This window comes from Streptosporangium sp. NPDC000095, from assembly GCF_042899335.1.
Lineage (GTDB): Bacteria > Actinomycetota > Actinomycetes > Streptosporangiales > Streptosporangiaceae > Streptosporangium.
The window spans coordinates 38,631-53,988 of record NZ_JBIAZS010000029.1; the positions used below are offsets into that span (position 1 = coordinate 38,631).

Consider the following 15,358-nt stretch of genomic DNA (forward strand, 5'->3'; position numbering starts at 1 on the left):
CTCCCCTGTCTGCTCAATGACCGCGCAGCGGCCGGTTCGTGCCGGTGATCTCGATCGTCTGCTCGGCCACGTACCGTCCTTCAGCCGATTTCAGCCAGATCTGCTCGATGTCCGGCAGCATCTCTTCGAGGACGATCAGGCGATTGCCTTCACGCGCCAATCGGTCCAGCAAATGGAGTGAGAGAACGCTGCCGAAGTCGATGTACTGGGGTTTGAACGTCGGCATGGCGTTGCTCGCGTCGGGCCTGAGCGGCACTGCGCCGAGTGAGGCGAAAACCCGCTGCGGCAGGCCGTGGTCCCGCCGCCAGCGCCGCCAGGCGAGGAACGACTCCGCGTCGCCGTCCGCGGTGGTGCGTGCGGGGAGGAAATCAGGGTGTACGGTCCACCTGCGTCTTGACACGATCAGGTCGCCGAAGCGGACTCTCGGCTGGCTCCTGATCGTCTTGATCCGCTCGTGCGCACGCGTGCCGCCCCACATGTCGATCGTGGCGAATATGGTCCGGGAGAACAGCAGCATCGCCCGCTGCACTTCGGGCAGTGCCGGTGGAATGATGAAGCCCAGGTAGACCGGGATGACCTCGCGGCCCAGGCGCCAGGAGTACAGCCGCAGCCTGCCGGTCTCCTCGTCGTGGAGCACGCTGAGCTCGTCCACCATGATCTGTTCGGACTCGCTCCGGAAACTCACATCGCCGGGACAGACCAGTTCGTACGGTGTGATCGCTGGATGCAGGTTCAGGTTCGTGGTGTCGTACCCGCCCGTGACCTCGGCGAACACCGCGTCGGCCGGTTGCAGCTTGGCGAGTTCGTCACGCAGTTCAGCGGCCAGTCCACCGCGTTCGACGTCGTCGAAGCAGTGCACGAAGCGAGAGAACAACAGGGTCAGACCGCTGTATGTCTGGTTCACCACGGCGAACGGTTCACCGTCGTCGTCGCCGAGCTGAACGAAAAAACTCCTCGGCTCCAGGTCAAGCAGATGATCGGGCACCAGGCCGGAGACCTCGTCGACGAACTCATCGTCGAGCATCACGTCGGTGTCGGATGCCGCTGCCAGTTTCATGCGGCGTATCAGTTCTTCCCGTGCTTCGGCCATCGCCTCCACCTCGGGCAATCGCAACCAGTTCGGGTCGGGGACGAACGCACCGTCCTCGTCGAAACTCGGTCGCGAGGTGACCTTCAGGTAGTAGGTGTAGTAGTCCTGGTGGAATTCGTGCACGAAGCGCAGCACGTCATCACAACGTCCACCGACTCCGTAGCGAGCGGTGAAGAATCCGTGCAGGCTCAGCCGTTGCGGCACCGTGGAGTCGAACAGCGGCAACAACCGCGCTACCTGGCAAAGGGAGGGAGTCAACGACCGCCGCCACGCCTCCGGGTCGGCCACCGCGCCGGTGCCGGGGACGCACACGTCCTCGTACACCAGGTTGCTCGGCATGCTGGGCTTCACCGCGCCGAGCTCGCGTTGCGCCTCCTCCAAGATCGACCGGATCGTGCCGATCAGCTTTCTGCGGGCCTCGTGATCGGCTGACGGGTACTGCTTCACCAACTCCGAGATGTCGCCGAGCCTGTCGGCGACCGCGTGCGCCCATGGCGTTTCCAGCCGTACCAGGCCATGCCGGAACGATTCCACCGGGTCGGTGCTGTGGACGTCCAAATGCACGGTCGGCGCCACGAGCAGGCCGAGCTGGAGCAGGCGCCTCAGATACTCGCGCACGTCCTCAGGGGAACGGTTCGGCCGATCGGCCGCGCTGAGCAGCTCGGCCAGATGCCCGAAGGACACCTCTGCCCGCTCACCCAGGATGCGCATGACCTCCTGCAGCAGGTTGCCCTGAGGGAGGTAGAAGAGGTTCTCGCGCATGCTGTCCACGCCCATCGGGGTGTCGTCGTCACCGACCACCCGGACCCGCCGCACATAGCGCACCCGCTCCGTATCCGCCCGCGAGCCCGACGTCAGGCGCACCGGAAGTTCCGGACGTAGGGCGAGCTGGTCGACGATGACGTCTATCAAGCGCGCCAGCGCCGCGACGTTGAGGCGGGCGTGGCTACGCCAGACGACATCGAGGTCGATCTCCGGGAAGAGGGACCCGCTGCCGGGCACGAACCGCCCGAGCGCGACCGCGGTGAACGTGCTGAAAGGGCTCGTCTTGCAGGCGGTGCGATACACGTACTCCAGCAGCGACCGCTCGATACGGCGCGCACGTTTGTTCAGCGGGCCGGCCCCGGCGTCGAGATAGGCCGGCAGGTAGCGGTCCAGCGAAGGAGACGCCAGCAACACGCCATTGCGCAGTCTCGGATCGCGTGCGAGTTCACGCAAGTGAGCGCGCGCCAGTTCGGTTTCCTCGGCCAGAACGGCGGTGCCTTGCCGGAGTTCCTCGTCATAGGCGGCGCGCTGATCCAGCCAGCCGAGCAAGGCGGCGCGCCCCTGATCGCCGAGATGCTCGGCGAGCGCCCTGGCCGATGCCATGTTCTTGGGGAGCCGTCGGTTGAAGACATCGCGCCTCAGCGTAAGGAGCTGACGACGCTGATGCTCGTCGTCGTTGTCCGCAATGGACTCCTGCAGTGCGTCAGCGATCACCTGCTTCGCCGTGTCCATGGCGGTCTCGGCCGCCAGCACGGCGTCGGCCCATCGCACCCCCCGCGGGTTGCCCAAAGGGGCCACGGCATCGATGGGCATCCCGGCCACCCGCAGCATGAACTGCGGTGTGACTATCCACTGCCTGCCGTTCTCCTGGCCCACCGGGGCACCAATGCCAAGCCTGAAATCACGGTCTATCACCGGCATCACCTCTTCGGGTCGGCGAGATCAACTGAGGCGGAAGTGGAAGTCGGGAGCTTTCCGGCGCTCGTGCCCCAGCATCACGATCAGCAACGGCCACTCCTGGCCATCGTCATCGCGGCTCAGGTCTCGCTGCCTGTCCATGTGCTCGACATACGACACGTTGTCGAAGCCCAGCGCGGCCCCGCAGCCGATGTTCGCCGCGGCCGCGGCCAGATACATGGCTTGGGCGGCGGCGCCGACCTCCGCGTTGAGGAACCGATAACCTCGCTGGCCGGTGGCGTCGATCACCGCGTGCGGCCGTGCCAGCACCGTGACGACGGCGGCGACCTGTTCCATGTTGTAGTTGTTCAAGAAGTAGTTGCGCTGCAGGAACGATGTGCTCACCCCGACGCCGAGGGGGAGCAGCGTGTTGGTGGCGACGTCGTAGTCGTATGCGTCCGCGGGGACACCGTCGACGTGGTTGACGAGAACGGCCAGCCTGGTCAGCTCCGGTGTGCCGTCTGAATGTTTGACATCCGACACGAGCCGGGCTCCGAGTGTGCCCGCACGCAACACCGCACCCAACTCGGCCTGCCCAAGACCGTATTGCGCGCTGAATCTGCCGAAGCTGCTCCGACGACCGCGCAGGGCTTCCCGTACGGTGGCGTCGAGCGGGAGCGGATCGGCCAGCTTGACTCCGTCGCCCCTGCCAGCGTCGTGGCCTGGCCTCGCCGCCTTCAACCGCTCAGCCGGTGAATCACCGGGCGACCGGGTGGTGACGGTCGAGGCGTGTACCCGCTCGACCGCGGGATGCCGGACGACGGTGCGTGACCTCTCCCTGGGGACGGCGGTGACTCGAAGTTCGTGCCGGCCCTCCGAAGAGGAGCCTTCGCCGCAGGGCAGCGGCACCACGGCGAACACGCTTTCCTCGTGCGTCCGCACGCCCAGCAACCGGTTGAGTGCTTCCTCATCGAAATCGAGCAGCGGGCGCAGCGGAATTCCCGCCGCCCGTGACCACAACTGCCAGGTCCCCAGCGCCGTGCCCACGTCCATGGTGACCGCGTGGTAGCTGAAGGTCCGGTATTTGAAAGCGTTCTTCCAGAACTTGACGGTCACGAGCAGGAACTGGTCGCCCGCGGCCTCCGCCGGCGCGATCGCCCGACGCACCTGACTCGTCACGTCACCGATCAGCAGTCTCTGGACACCGTGCTGTGCCGGCGAGTAGTTGTAGACGCCCGGCAACATCGGTCCGCCAGGGCCACAGACCCAGTAGATCTCGAGCGGATACAGGCCGCCGCCGGACGCCGTGCCGCGAGACCAGACCGCACGCGCGTAATGCGGCAGAGCCACTGTGTCGTCGTTGACCGTCACCGCCAGTCGCCGCCCGCCGTACGCGTAGGAGTCCCGCAGCATCTCGTAGAGCATCGGCATGGTGAACGCGCCGCCGTTCTCGGGCACCTGCCCGGCCAGGCTCCCTTCGAGAGAGGCGAGCGCGACCTTCGCGGCCGGTAACGGGATGGGGGTGACGCCGGGATAGACGTTGTGCATTCGTGGCTGGTCAGCCCAATCGGGTTTGAGGCCCCAGTCCTCCGTCGGCGATCGATTGCGGCGCATGATCGCGGCGACATAGTCGCTCGCCGTTTCGATGGCTTGCTCCGTGTCCATACATGACTCCTCAAGTCCGCGCCATACCGGCGAGCCGGTTCATTGGAATGGATGCGGAGCCCTGTTGAGCTCCGAGGTTTCGAGATCGCTGTCGCGGAGTCCGACCCGGCGCAGGACAGTGCGGGTCCGCTTCATGTGCAAGGCGCGCTGGCGGCTCCACCCGAAGTCGATCGGCAATATGCCGGGGATCACCACGCTCGCCGTGCGAAGGGGGATTTCCGCTTGCTCCGGTGATGTCTGGTCCACCACGATCACGTCGAAGCCGGCCTCGACCACGGACCGAATGCAGAGCCTGAGGTCGTCGAGCAGATCGAGGGTGCGCGGCCGGTCGTGCTGCCAGCCCCGGAACACCGCCTCCACCGAGGGCAGATCGGCGGGACGGCCGTTGTCTCCGAGCAGATGCGCGGCATACCGGGCCATGTCGGGCAGCCCGTAGAGCGGGGCGTGATCGGACAGCGAAAGAACCCTGTCGAAGTCGGCCGCCTTCGTGGTGAGCTCTTCGGCGCGCAGCTTCGTGTAGTCGGCGAAATCCGGAATCGCGGACGCGACCTCGTACAGGCCGGAGGCGATCGCCTCCTCGGGATCAAAACTGGCCCCGGCACCGAAGAGCAGCCTGCCCATGCCGCTGTCTCTGCGTTGGGCGACAGCGACCACGACCGGTATCGGAAATTCGATTCTGGCGTCGAACAGCCGGATGTCGTACCCGTACATCGAGATTCGGTCCATCATCAGACGGCTGCGGACCGTCGCGCTGCTGTACGGGTCGATCTCGCGCAGCCGCAGCTTGGTGTACCAGGCGATCAGGAACGCGTCACGCTCGATCAGTTCGAGGATGGCGTGGAGGATCGCCTCTTCCAGGCAGCTACCGGATGCGCACCCGTTTGAGCATTCCTGGACGAATCTGCCGATTTGGTCGATCAGGTGGTAATAGGTGATCGCCGCGGGGACCAAAAGGGGACGCTCATCGCGCAGCGAGAAGCCCCACACCCACGGAATCGCCAGATCAGGATGGTAGGGCGTGTAATGCCGGGTACTGGCGTAAAACTCTGCGGGGTACAGGCCACATTCGGCGGGATCCAGTGCTGAGCCCTGCAGGTTCCGGTACGTGTCGACCACCGGCTTCGAAAATCGTCGAGGCTGTGTGCCGGCGATCCGCTCGTGGGCTTCCAGTATTCCCAGGATCGTGCTGCGGGCGTAGCTGTCGGAGTGACCGGCCCAGAACGTTTCATGGACGTACTCGCCACCTGGAATGTCGATACGGCCTTTCACATTCGCCGTCGTCGTGCTCGTCATGCTCAGGTCCGCGCCGGTGCCGGCCATCCCGCAGACAGGGTTCGCGTACGCGTCCGGTTCCAGGTCGTAGTCAGCGGCCGGGTTGATCCGGAAGTCATTGATCGATCGTTTTGGTCGGCTGCGCAGAACGATGCGAGCGGCGTCGGCACTGTCTTCGGCCGGAACGCCGCATCGAGGGCACTGCGAGTCCGCGACGATCGAATGACGTCGCACTGTCAGGTCTTTCAGCCGTAGCTCGTGCACGAACGGATGGCCATGCCGGTCGGTAGGTTTTTGCCCTGGCGACACCTGGACGATCCGCTGGACGGTCTGCCAGATCGCCTCCAACGCGAACCGTGCGAGGAACGGGGACGCGTGGTGCGCGACGACCGATCGTCCGCTCCCCAGCGCATCGCGTTCCACTCCGGTCCGCACCTGTTGCCACCGTCTTGCCAAGCAGTGGAAACAGGGGCGCTCGCTGTCGAACGGGCCGAGCAGTACGGCACCGCCGTGCAGATGGACAGGCAGTAAGCCTGCCGTGTCCGTATCCGGTGCGTCGAGCTGCCGCAGCATGTCCTGTGCGCCGAGGAGCGCCACGCGGATCGTCACGGGACGGTCGAGTTGCCCGGCGGTCCGGGTCAATCGGTCGTGAAGGTAGTCGGCGACCAGTCGTTGACCGTGCGCGAGCACCTGTGGGACCCGGTCATTCACTCTTGCATCGCCCCAGGAGGACCCGGCAGGTCACCACAGCCGCCTGAGACCTGAGCTCTGGGGGCGTGGTGTCGACGACGAGAACGTCGCGGCCCTCGTCGGTGAGTTCGCCGACGAGGGCGGCGACGTCGCCGGGTGGGTTGTCCGTCGTGGCCGGCAGCGGATCCTCGGATGCGTGCACGGCCCGGGCGTCGAATCCGGGCAACAGCGGCTCACCGAGGTCGACTTCATCTATCTTCGCCAGATGACGCATCTGAACCAGTCCGGCAAGATCTCTCAGGGCTCCGACGAGCGCGGCCCGCTGGGACAACGCGGCTTGTACGGTCCACAGGGGCCTGTCCGCAGAGTCCGGGGTTCGAGCGAGGACGACGCCGGCGTTCCGCCAGCGGGAGATCTCAAGCACCTCCGGCCAGACGTTCAGGTTGCCGAAGGTTCTCAGCAAGAACTCCAGCTCAGAACCGGTTTCAGGATCCCCGCAGTGGATCGGACGGGGTTCACCCCGTCCCGAAACGGCCTCACGCAGAGCCTCGAACGCGATCGCTGACAACAGGCCCGTCCGGACGGCCTCACCGATGCTCGCTCCGGCTCCATCACCCGCCCCGCTTCGTTCGAACAACGAGTCGGCGTTGAGCGCCGACATCGGATGAACCGCTGCGGCGGGCACCAGCCGCTGCTCCCCGGTCACCAGAGAGGTCGCGGGAAGCCACGGGAGCGTCTCGCGTCCCTCGACCGCGAGCCCCGTGAAGGTGGACAGGCCGGCAGGGGCAAGCGTGTGCTGCGTCTCCATCGAACCGGTGACCGCATGCCGGACGTTCGCCACCTGGCCGACATAAGCGAGCAGCGCGGCGCGCAGCGCGCTTCGGCGCGCGACGGGCACATAGTGCAGATCGAACGCCGTGATCAGCCGGGGGCGCACGTCGGATCCGGCCTGGGCTCCGAGGCGGACCCTGCCGACCTTGAGCGGCGACTGGTCCAGTGCCACATCGTCGAACGACGACAGCACACCTGTGTAGAGGCCGACCAGTTCATCGGCCTCTTTCAGCAGTGTTCTGAGCCGCTCCTTGTCATCGTGATCGCCACCGAACGATCGCGGCGCCTCCTCGTGGACGACGGCCGGCGTGACGGGCGTGGCGGCGCCGATGTCCTGATGCTCCGCGCAGGAGGGGCAGAGCGGATGGGGCCACAGCCGCTCGCGCCTGGCCTCCAGCGTTGAGATGTCCTGGATCAGGACGCCATGGTCCGTCTCCGCGTCGAAGCAACCGGTGATCAGCCGGAACAGGTCGAAGGCGAGCATGTTGCCCACCATCGCCGCGAGCTGCGGATTGAGCCTTGGAGCTTCTGGACCGAAAACTCCGCACGCGATGCCGCGCCACAGGGCGGCCGCATCGCGCGGCTCGGCGTTGGCTCCGTAGCGGAGCATGGAGCACATCCAACATCCTGCGGTCGCCGGGCGGGTGACCGGACCGATGACCACCTTCGAACCGATCGAGGTGGCGGGCAGCACCACTGGACCGCCGTTCACTCCGGCGTCGACCAGTCGCCGCAGCGCGGCCATACCGATGTCGTCGCCGGACGCGACCACGAAGTCGTATCCGATCAGGGCGTGCGGCGCGAGGGCGTCGTCCAGGGTGAGGTCCGACAGCCGAACCTGCGGGGGACAGCCGGCCTCGGTCAAGTCCGCGACGCACTCGGCCAGTCCCGCCATGGCCACGGCGGTGTCCCCGGCCGCGCTCTTCGGCGAAGACGCGACCAGGCTCAGTGAACCGAGTCCGTTGCGCAGCAGACTCTCGGCCGCCGCCCGGTTCACGCGGCCGGTACCCAGCATCAGCACCTTTGCCGTACGGAAGCGCAGAAACCGCGCCTTGGCCTCGTCGACATAGTGCTCCACATAGTTCAGCTGCGAGGCGAACACCTGCTCGACGGTGGGGTCCATATCGACGTCGCCCGCCCGGCGTACGTTTCGCGCGAAACCGCTGTCGATCAGCGAACGCACGAGTGAGACGACCATTTCCTGCCGTTCAGGCGCAAGGTCCGCGCACAGATCGGCGACCGTGTATTCGCCTGTCAAATACGGCGCGAGCGAGCACATGAAACGGTACGCCGACTGTCCTTTGACGACGTACACCTTCTCGGTGTTGCGCACCACGACTTTGTCGCCGACGTCGTAGAAAAGCACGTCATGGCCCAGCCTGGGCCGGACGGAGAAATCATCGGCCCTCGAAGGATTCCCCTGTCCCCCTCCTGGCCCGAGCTCGGTAGCAGTCATCGTCGAGATCACTTCCTTGGCATTTGATGTCGGGCGCCGTACGTCCCGCATCAGAAGTATGGCCGCAGGTCCTTTCACTTCCCTTTCCGCTGTCTCCGCGGGTGACAGCGGCGTGAAAGCAGCCGTTGTAATACTTTGCCTGTTCAGCCCAACCGTGCGAACGAAAGGAAGTCCACAGTGCGGACCATCGTCGAGAAGCCACTATCGGACTTGTTCCAGGAGCTGGAACAGCTGGGGTCGGAGACCTTCGAGGTTTCGGACTACACCGACGTCGACATTCACCTGTCCCCTGTCGCAGCCGCCACGAGCTGTTGCGGGTCCACCAGCACCACGAGCACGAGCTGCAGCAGCGGGACCCAGAGCGGAGAGTGCTAGTAATCTCTAGCAGGGCTGCCTGCGACACGGAATCAGTGCGACGTCGCAGATCTCGTCTCTGCCCGTTGAATTCTCACTGATTCCCGTCGGCTACCTGTGGACTCCACAGGTAGCCGACTCTGCTCAATCATGGCGCCGGTGGCGGCGTACGCCGGAAGAGCTCGTTTTTTCTCGTGTGAAAGGCGGAGCAGGTGGCATTATCGGCGGAGCACGACAATGAGGCCTGCGAATCGGCGCCGGGCAGGCTTCTACGCTATCTGAATTCGCGGCCGAGAAAGGGAGCGCTGCCCGACGTGGCGGTACTCGGTCTGCGCGACGCGACTCACCCGTACCTACCGGAAGCGGAAAAGGGTCCCGGCCTCGTTCCGATCTATTTCGCTGCGGGGTCGGCGATCCTCGGACCGGTGGTCGCCGGACGTAGCCGCTCAGCCCCGTGCGGGCAATGTCTGGCCCTGCGATGGCAGCGCCTGCGCGCCGCACCGGAACGTGATGCGATCGAGCGTGGGCGGCAGTCGCGGTCGATGGCTTCCTCGCCATACCTGACGCCGTTCGCACTTGAATCGATCTGGCAATTGTGGAACCTTTTGCAGACGCGCACCGTGGAAAGCCGAAGTCAGCGCCCGGGGATCGCCCCTGTCTACGAGCTGAATCTGCGGACCCTGCGAGTGTCTCGATTCGACCTGCTGATGGACGCCGCATGTTCCGTATGTCTACCGCGTGAACCGGATACTGCGACTCGCGCCGTCCTCGACCTGCGCTCGATATCGAAACCGGCTCCGGACCGCTACCGGGAACATCGCCTACGGGACTACGACCTGCCGATCTCGGCACTGACAAATCCAGTCTGCGGCGCGGTCGGCCGCTACGCGCACCGCGACGACCTGTCTCCTACCATGTCGCCGAGTTTCGGCATGTTCCGATTTCACGATGGTAACGGCCTGCAGGAGATCCAATGGAGCGGCCAGACCAGTTCGTTCGAGACCAGCGAGATCAGCGGGCTGTTCGAAGCACTTGAACGTTATGCCGGACTTGAGCAACGGCGTTGGACCGCAGTCACGGTGAACACCTTTCACGAATTGTCCGCGGAAGCGCTCGACCCCCGAGAGTGCGGGGTCTACGCGGACAAGGTCTACGAATCGGGCGCGTACTCGAGGTTCGACCCCGATCAGCCGATTCCATGGGTCTGGGGCTACTCGCTGCGTGACCAGCGGGCGGTTCTGGTGCCGCAGCGCACCGTCTACTACGGCGGGGCGGAGAGCACCCACAACTTCGTGATGGAGTGCTCCAGCGGCTGCGCGAGCGGTGCGAGTGTCGAGGAGGCGATTCTGCACGGGATGCTTGAGCTGATCGAGCGCGATTCTTTCATGCTCACGTGGTACGGCAGAGCATCGCTGCCCGAAATCGATCCGGCCACGTGTCACGGAGAGTCCCTCTTCATGATCGACCGTCTGCGGCTCTGCGGCTACGACGTGCGCCTGTTCGACATGAGAATCGACCTGTCGGTGCCTGCCGTGCTCGCGGTGGCGGTTCGCCGAGATGGCGGTCCCGGTACGCTGACCTTCGCGTCCGGCGCGTCCCTGGATCCGGAGCAGGCTGTCGCATCCGCGCTGTCAGAGGTCGCCTCTTTCGCACCGACCATGCCTGATCAGTTCACCACACGTGCTGACGAGGTCCGGGCGATGACCGAGGACTTCGGCAAGGTCCGCACGCTGATCGACCATCCGGCACTCTTCGCGTCGCCGAGGATGGCGCACCATGCCGGCTTCCTGTTGTCGAACAGACACCTGACCCCCATGGCCGAGTTGTACCGGGAGTGGGAACAGACTCGGCCTGGGGGCACGGACCTGCTGACGGACCTGCTGTACTGCCGCGACCGGTTGGTCGATGCCGGGCTGGACGTACTTGTCGTCGACCAGACGGCACCGGAACAGGAACTGCTGGGCCTGCGGACAGTGCGCGTGATCGCGCCGGGACTACTGCCCATGGACTTCGGCTGGTCGCGGCAGCGCGCCCTGCACATGCCCCGAACCCGTAGCGCGTTCCGCCGCGCCGGATGGCGAACCACCGACCTGGATGATTCGGAGCTGCATCAGGTGCCACACCCGTTCGCCTAGCGTGAGCTTTCCCGGGCTCGATGGTCGTCGGAGGTCTGGCGGGAGGCTCGGTGGTCGTGGCCACCTCCGAACCCCACGCCGGGACCGCGCTCGGCGCCATCCGCGAGCTCATCGATGCCCGCCACACCGTCCCCGCCGAACCGAGCGGGATCACCTGACTCCCCCGGCCGGTCCGGCGTGCCGGGCGGACGAGGTGAGGTTTATCCGCCGTGGTAAGGCGGGGCGACTCCCCAGCCCCAGCGGGGGACCGGTGCCTGGAGAGGCGGGGTGGCACCCGGCTGGGAGTTCTCCACCGCGAGGCGGGTGCCCCACTCGACGTATCCGGCGAACGCCGCCCGGAACTCGGGGTCGGCCGGAAGCCCCACCTCGTCGGCCGCGTCCATCAGCAGGCTCACCCACCTGCGGCGCTGTCGCTCGGTGAGGTGCTTGCCGAGATGCTGGGAGAGCATGTGCGGATAGCCTCCGCGTTCGCGGGTGTAGCGGTCGGGTCCGCCGAAGACCTCCGCCAGCCACAGCGCGACGTACCGGGGATGGTCCGGGTCCATGTGCGCGAACAGCGGGCCGATCACCTCGTCCTCGCGGACGTGGCCGTAGAACGTCTCGGTCAGCCGCTCGAACGCCGACGCGCCGCCCGCCCAGTCGAACAGCGTCGGCTCGGTCTTCGTGAGCACCGGCTCGGTCTTTCCGATCACCGGTTCGTAGTGCCGCATCTCCTCGATGTCCGCCACGTACGGCTTTATCTCGGCGAAGAACTTCGTGAAGTGCTCGCTGCCCCGGAAGCCCTCCAGGTGACCCTGCGCCGAGGTCCAGACGATGCGCAGGATGTAGACGCCCGGCTCGTCGGCGCACTTCGACAGCTCGTAGTCCAGGCACTGGGGCGCCCTGCCCAGCGGCACCACCGCGCGGCGGTAGGCGGCCTCGAACTCGTCGGGGCGGGGGACGCGGTACCGGACATACTCAACGATCATCGTCTCCGCCTTCGAGTGATCAAGTAAGTATGTAATCATACGCGTCGATGATCGATCGGTGGAGAGCCGACATCCAGTTCAATCCGGAACCTACCTTCCTACCGCGTTCTCTCACCCGCGCCGTTTCCGAGCGGTTATGGTGCGCCGTACCCGATTTGATCTAGGTCACAGGAGCGCGCGCCGGTGAACGTGAGTGAGCCCGACTGGGCGTACGTGACCAGGTCTCTCGTCAAGGTCTTGGCCGTCGCCTCGGCGCTGTTCCTAACCCTCGTCGTCGCCGATCGAGTGCTGTGGGTGTTCGTCGGCTTCGACAACGAGCGGACGGCTCTGGTGTACGGCACCGCGGCCCGCGTCACGAATCCGGACAAGCGCCTGACCTACGGTTACAGCGATCGCAGAGGACTGCTGGAGACGACCTACACGCTGCGGGGCGAGCCGCGCCGCGCCGGTCCCAGCGAGGACCGGAAGGAGTACGAGATCACGGAGGACCTGTTCGGCGCCGTCCGGGCCCCCTCCTTCGACGGACCGTCCGGCAACCTCGCCGACACGGTCGATTCGGTGGAATGGGAAGAACTCGGCGCCGACAAGCAGCTGACGGAAGAGGCCAGGAAGGCCATCGACGCGCTCCCCCAGACGCTTCGGGCCGTCGCGGTCCTGGAGTTCACGCACTCGATGACCACCGAGCAACTCGTCGCCTTCAACCGGAGGCACGAACTCTGCGGAGGAGGGGACGTCTCCTACATCTACTCCCCGTACTACTACGACGACTCCAGCGGCGATCCCCCGTTGAGCGCGGTCGTCTGGAACCGGGGCATGAACAAGGAGTACTGGGAGGACTTCACCTACGAGTGCGAGACCGAGCCCGAGGCGGCGCTGGCGGAGTTCCGCAGGTGGGTCGGGCTGCTCAGGGCGGGGGACGACCTCGAGGAGTTCGGGCTGAGCCACGGTTCGCTCACCGGAACGGCCAAGGAGGGCGTCGTGTACGGGCTCGTCATCGACGGCTGGACACTCGCCGACCTGCGCAAGCTGCTCGACGACCCGGAGGTGCGGACGGTCAACCTCACCGACGTCGCCTTCGACCTCGGCTGACGGAGGGAACGACCAGTCTAGTGAGTCCCGTCTAACGAGTCCCGACACGATGAGATGACAGGCGGTCGCCGGCTATGAGTACCTTCGTTTTGATCCATGGCGCGGGAGACGTCGGCTGGTACTGGCACCTGGTGGAGGCCGAGTTACGGGCCCGTGGGCACGACGTGGTCGCTCCGGACCTTCCCTGCGACGACGACTCGGCAGGGCTGAACGAGTACGCCGACGCGGTGATCGAGGCTGTCGGTGACCGCGAGGACCTCGTCGTGGTCGGTCAGTCGTTCGGAGGGTTCACCGCTCCCCTGGTCGCCGCTCGGCTTCCGGTCGATGTGCTGGTCCTGGTGGCCGCGATGATTCCGGCGCCCGGCGAGTCGCCGGTGGAGTGGTGGGAGAACACCGGCTTCCAGGACGCGAAACGGGAGCAGGCACGAAGTGACGGTGAAAGCACCGGCGGCACCGGGGATCCGTACGCCGACTTCTATCACGACGTGCCGCGTGAGCTGGCCGAGGAGGCCATGCGCAGGGAGCGCCCGCAGGCGGAGGCCCGGATGGGTGAGCCCTGGCCCCTCGACGCGTGGCCGGACGTGCCGACGAGATTCGTGCTGTGCGACCAGGATCGTTCCTTCCCGCCTGACTTCTTCCGCCGCCTGGCGGCCGAACGCCTGAACATCACCCCTGACGAGATCGCCGCCGGGCACTGCGTCGCGCTCAGCCGGCCGAAGGAACTGGCGGAAATCCTGGAAGGCTATGCTGCGGCTCGTCGAGCCGGCGGATGACGCCAAAGGTCACGCCTCGCCCGTCACCTCCTCCGGTACGGGACGGGCACGCCGGTTTCGGTGACGCCGCACCAGGGCGGGCGTCCAAGGGGCGAGACCGATGACGAGCAGCAACGCCAGCAGCGGTGTGCGCCACCAGGGCGAGATGGTCGCCGGGGGCGGTGAGGGGGGTGGCGTCACCCAGGGGCGAGCGGTCTTTGACCAGGCCAGGAAGGCGTCGCCGATCGGGAGGAGGCCGAAGGCGTACCTCTTGGTCCAGGGGGTGTCGATCGGCAGGCCGGCCAGCTCGCCGTAGTTCGCCAGGGCCTCGGCGAGCGGGGCGTCGCCGTGGATCTGGGCGGTGCCGAGGGCCACCGCGGTCGCCGACAGGCTCACGCCGAGCGGGAGCGGACCGGAGTCGACGTCACTCGGGCCGTCCATGCCCACGGGGTACTCGCGCACGGCCGGTCCGAGGCCGAGCGGGGAGACGACGTAGAGGTCGCGAAAGCGCCGGTACTGCTCGGCGGCGAAGGCCGGGTCGATCTCGACGAGGAAGCGCTGGCCGAGGCTCTGCGAGCTGCCTCTGGCCACCTCGGCGGGGGCGCCGGTGCCGGGGTCGGCGCGGTGCGGGAGCAGGCCGGTGCGGGGGTCGAGCCGCCGGCGTACCGCCTGGAGCCATCGGTCGGCGGTACCGGCGAACCGGGGTGGCAGCAGCGTGTCGTGCAGCCGCAGCGACGCCATGGCCACGATCGAGTCGACCGGCCACGCCTGCCCGGGATAGGCCTCCAGGTAGGGCGACTCCGAGGCGCCGAACGCCTCGCCGAGCGCGGCGGAGTCGTCGGCGAACCGGCGCAGCTCGGCCGGGTCGCGCCGCTCGGACGGTTGCAGGGCGAGCGTCCCGCCGCGCAGCCAGTTGGTCCAGCCCCGGTAGAAGACGCCGTGCGGCGGGGTGAGGTCCGTGCTGAACGGGGCGCGGCCGGACGGGGACTCCAGCCGGGCCAGCGCCCAGCGCGCCTCCCGCAGCGCCGCCGACCGCTCGCCGGCCGGTTCGCGCATGCCGAGCTCGACCCAGCTCAGGCCGTACAGCACGTGCAGGAAGACGTAGCCCTCGGGGAACAGGTTCTGCGCCTGGTCTCCGGCGCCGCCGTCGAGTGCCGCACGCAGGAACGTCAGCTGCCGCCGGACCCCGGGCGGCTCGTCGGCCGTACCCGCCGTGGCGGGCACGACGAGCCGCACCGCGCCCAGCAGCGCGCAGAGACCGACCGCGACGGCGATCACTCGTCGCAGCACCCGGCGCACCGGTGCACGCGTTCTCTGAGGCGGTGTCACCTGCGCTGCGGAGGGCGGCCTGAGCATTCGATGATCTTAGTTCGGCGCGGGGCGGAATGTCCGTC

Annotated in this window: 11 protein-coding genes; 5 read left to right on the forward strand and 6 right to left on the reverse strand. The window is 66.8% G+C overall.

The genetic code is table 11. The features are described 5' to 3' along the window. Positions 1 to 13: 13 nt before the first annotated feature. The 4 genes from ACFY3V_RS37700 to ACFY3V_RS37715 are packed head-to-tail and all read right to left on the reverse strand — an operon-like array spanning position 14 to position 8,576. On the reverse strand, positions 14 to 2,770 hold the full coding sequence (locus ACFY3V_RS37700; protein WP_389780094.1) for a lantibiotic dehydratase: 2,757 nt from the start codon (positions 2,768 to 2,770) through the stop codon (positions 14 to 16). 27 nt (positions 2,771 to 2,797) lie between these two features. Continuing rightward, complete coding sequence (locus ACFY3V_RS37705; protein ID WP_389780097.1) at positions 2,798 to 4,417, reverse strand: SagB/ThcOx family dehydrogenase; 1,620 nt, start codon at positions 4,415 to 4,417, stop codon at positions 2,798 to 2,800. A gap of 39 nt (positions 4,418 to 4,456) precedes the next feature. After that, on the reverse strand, positions 4,457 to 6,400 hold the full coding sequence (locus ACFY3V_RS37710) for a TOMM precursor leader peptide-binding protein (RefSeq protein ID WP_389780099.1): 1,944 nt from the start codon (positions 6,398 to 6,400) through the stop codon (positions 4,457 to 4,459). Further along, positions 6,393 to 8,576 (reverse strand): TOMM precursor leader peptide-binding protein, encoded by a 2,184-nt coding sequence (locus ACFY3V_RS37715; protein WP_362905549.1) that lies wholly within the window; start codon positions 8,574 to 8,576, stop codon positions 6,393 to 6,395. Before ACFY3V_RS37715 ends, ACFY3V_RS37710 begins: the two co-directional genes overlap by 8 nt. Before the next feature lie 267 nt (positions 8,577 to 8,843). On the opposite strand from ACFY3V_RS37715, the gene ACFY3V_RS37720 reads away from it, so the two are divergent. From ACFY3V_RS37720 to ACFY3V_RS37730, 3 genes are all read left to right on the forward strand, one after another. Beyond that, the gene (locus tag ACFY3V_RS37720) at positions 8,844 to 9,041 is read left to right on the forward strand and encodes a thiazolylpeptide-type bacteriocin (RefSeq protein ID WP_350948642.1); all 198 of its coding nucleotides are present in this window, start codon (positions 8,844 to 8,846) and stop codon (positions 9,039 to 9,041) included. Positions 9,042 to 9,232: 191 nt separating this feature from the next. Beyond that, complete coding sequence (locus ACFY3V_RS37725; protein WP_362905552.1) at positions 9,233 to 11,155, forward strand: TOMM precursor leader peptide-binding protein; 1,923 nt, start codon at positions 9,233 to 9,235, stop codon at positions 11,153 to 11,155. 20 nt (positions 11,156 to 11,175) lie between these two features. After that, the gene (locus ACFY3V_RS37730) at positions 11,176 to 11,313 is read left to right on the forward strand and encodes a hypothetical protein (RefSeq protein ID WP_362905554.1); all 138 of its coding nucleotides are present in this window, start codon (positions 11,176 to 11,178) and stop codon (positions 11,311 to 11,313) included. A 42-nt stretch (positions 11,314 to 11,355) separates the two neighbouring features. Here ACFY3V_RS37730 and ACFY3V_RS37735 read toward each other — a convergent pair whose 3' ends face one another. Beyond that, entirely contained in the window at positions 11,356 to 12,123 is a 768-nt protein-coding gene (locus ACFY3V_RS37735) for an antibiotic biosynthesis monooxygenase (protein WP_362905556.1), read from the reverse strand. A gap of 183 nt (positions 12,124 to 12,306) precedes the next feature. On the opposite strand from ACFY3V_RS37735, the gene ACFY3V_RS37740 reads away from it, so the two are divergent. Beyond that, positions 12,307 to 13,212 (forward strand): hypothetical protein, encoded by a 906-nt coding sequence (locus ACFY3V_RS37740; protein WP_389780103.1) that lies wholly within the window; start codon positions 12,307 to 12,309, stop codon positions 13,210 to 13,212. 74 nt (positions 13,213 to 13,286) lie between these two features. After that, positions 13,287 to 13,985 (forward strand): alpha/beta hydrolase, encoded by a 699-nt coding sequence (locus ACFY3V_RS37745; RefSeq protein WP_362905578.1) that lies wholly within the window; start codon positions 13,287 to 13,289, stop codon positions 13,983 to 13,985. A 9-nt stretch (positions 13,986 to 13,994) separates the two neighbouring features. Here ACFY3V_RS37745 and ACFY3V_RS37750 read toward each other — a convergent pair whose 3' ends face one another. After that, on the reverse strand, positions 13,995 to 15,254 hold the full coding sequence (locus ACFY3V_RS37750) for a hypothetical protein (RefSeq protein WP_389780105.1): 1,260 nt from the start codon (positions 15,252 to 15,254) through the stop codon (positions 13,995 to 13,997). Positions 15,255 to 15,358 lie beyond the last annotated feature (104 nt).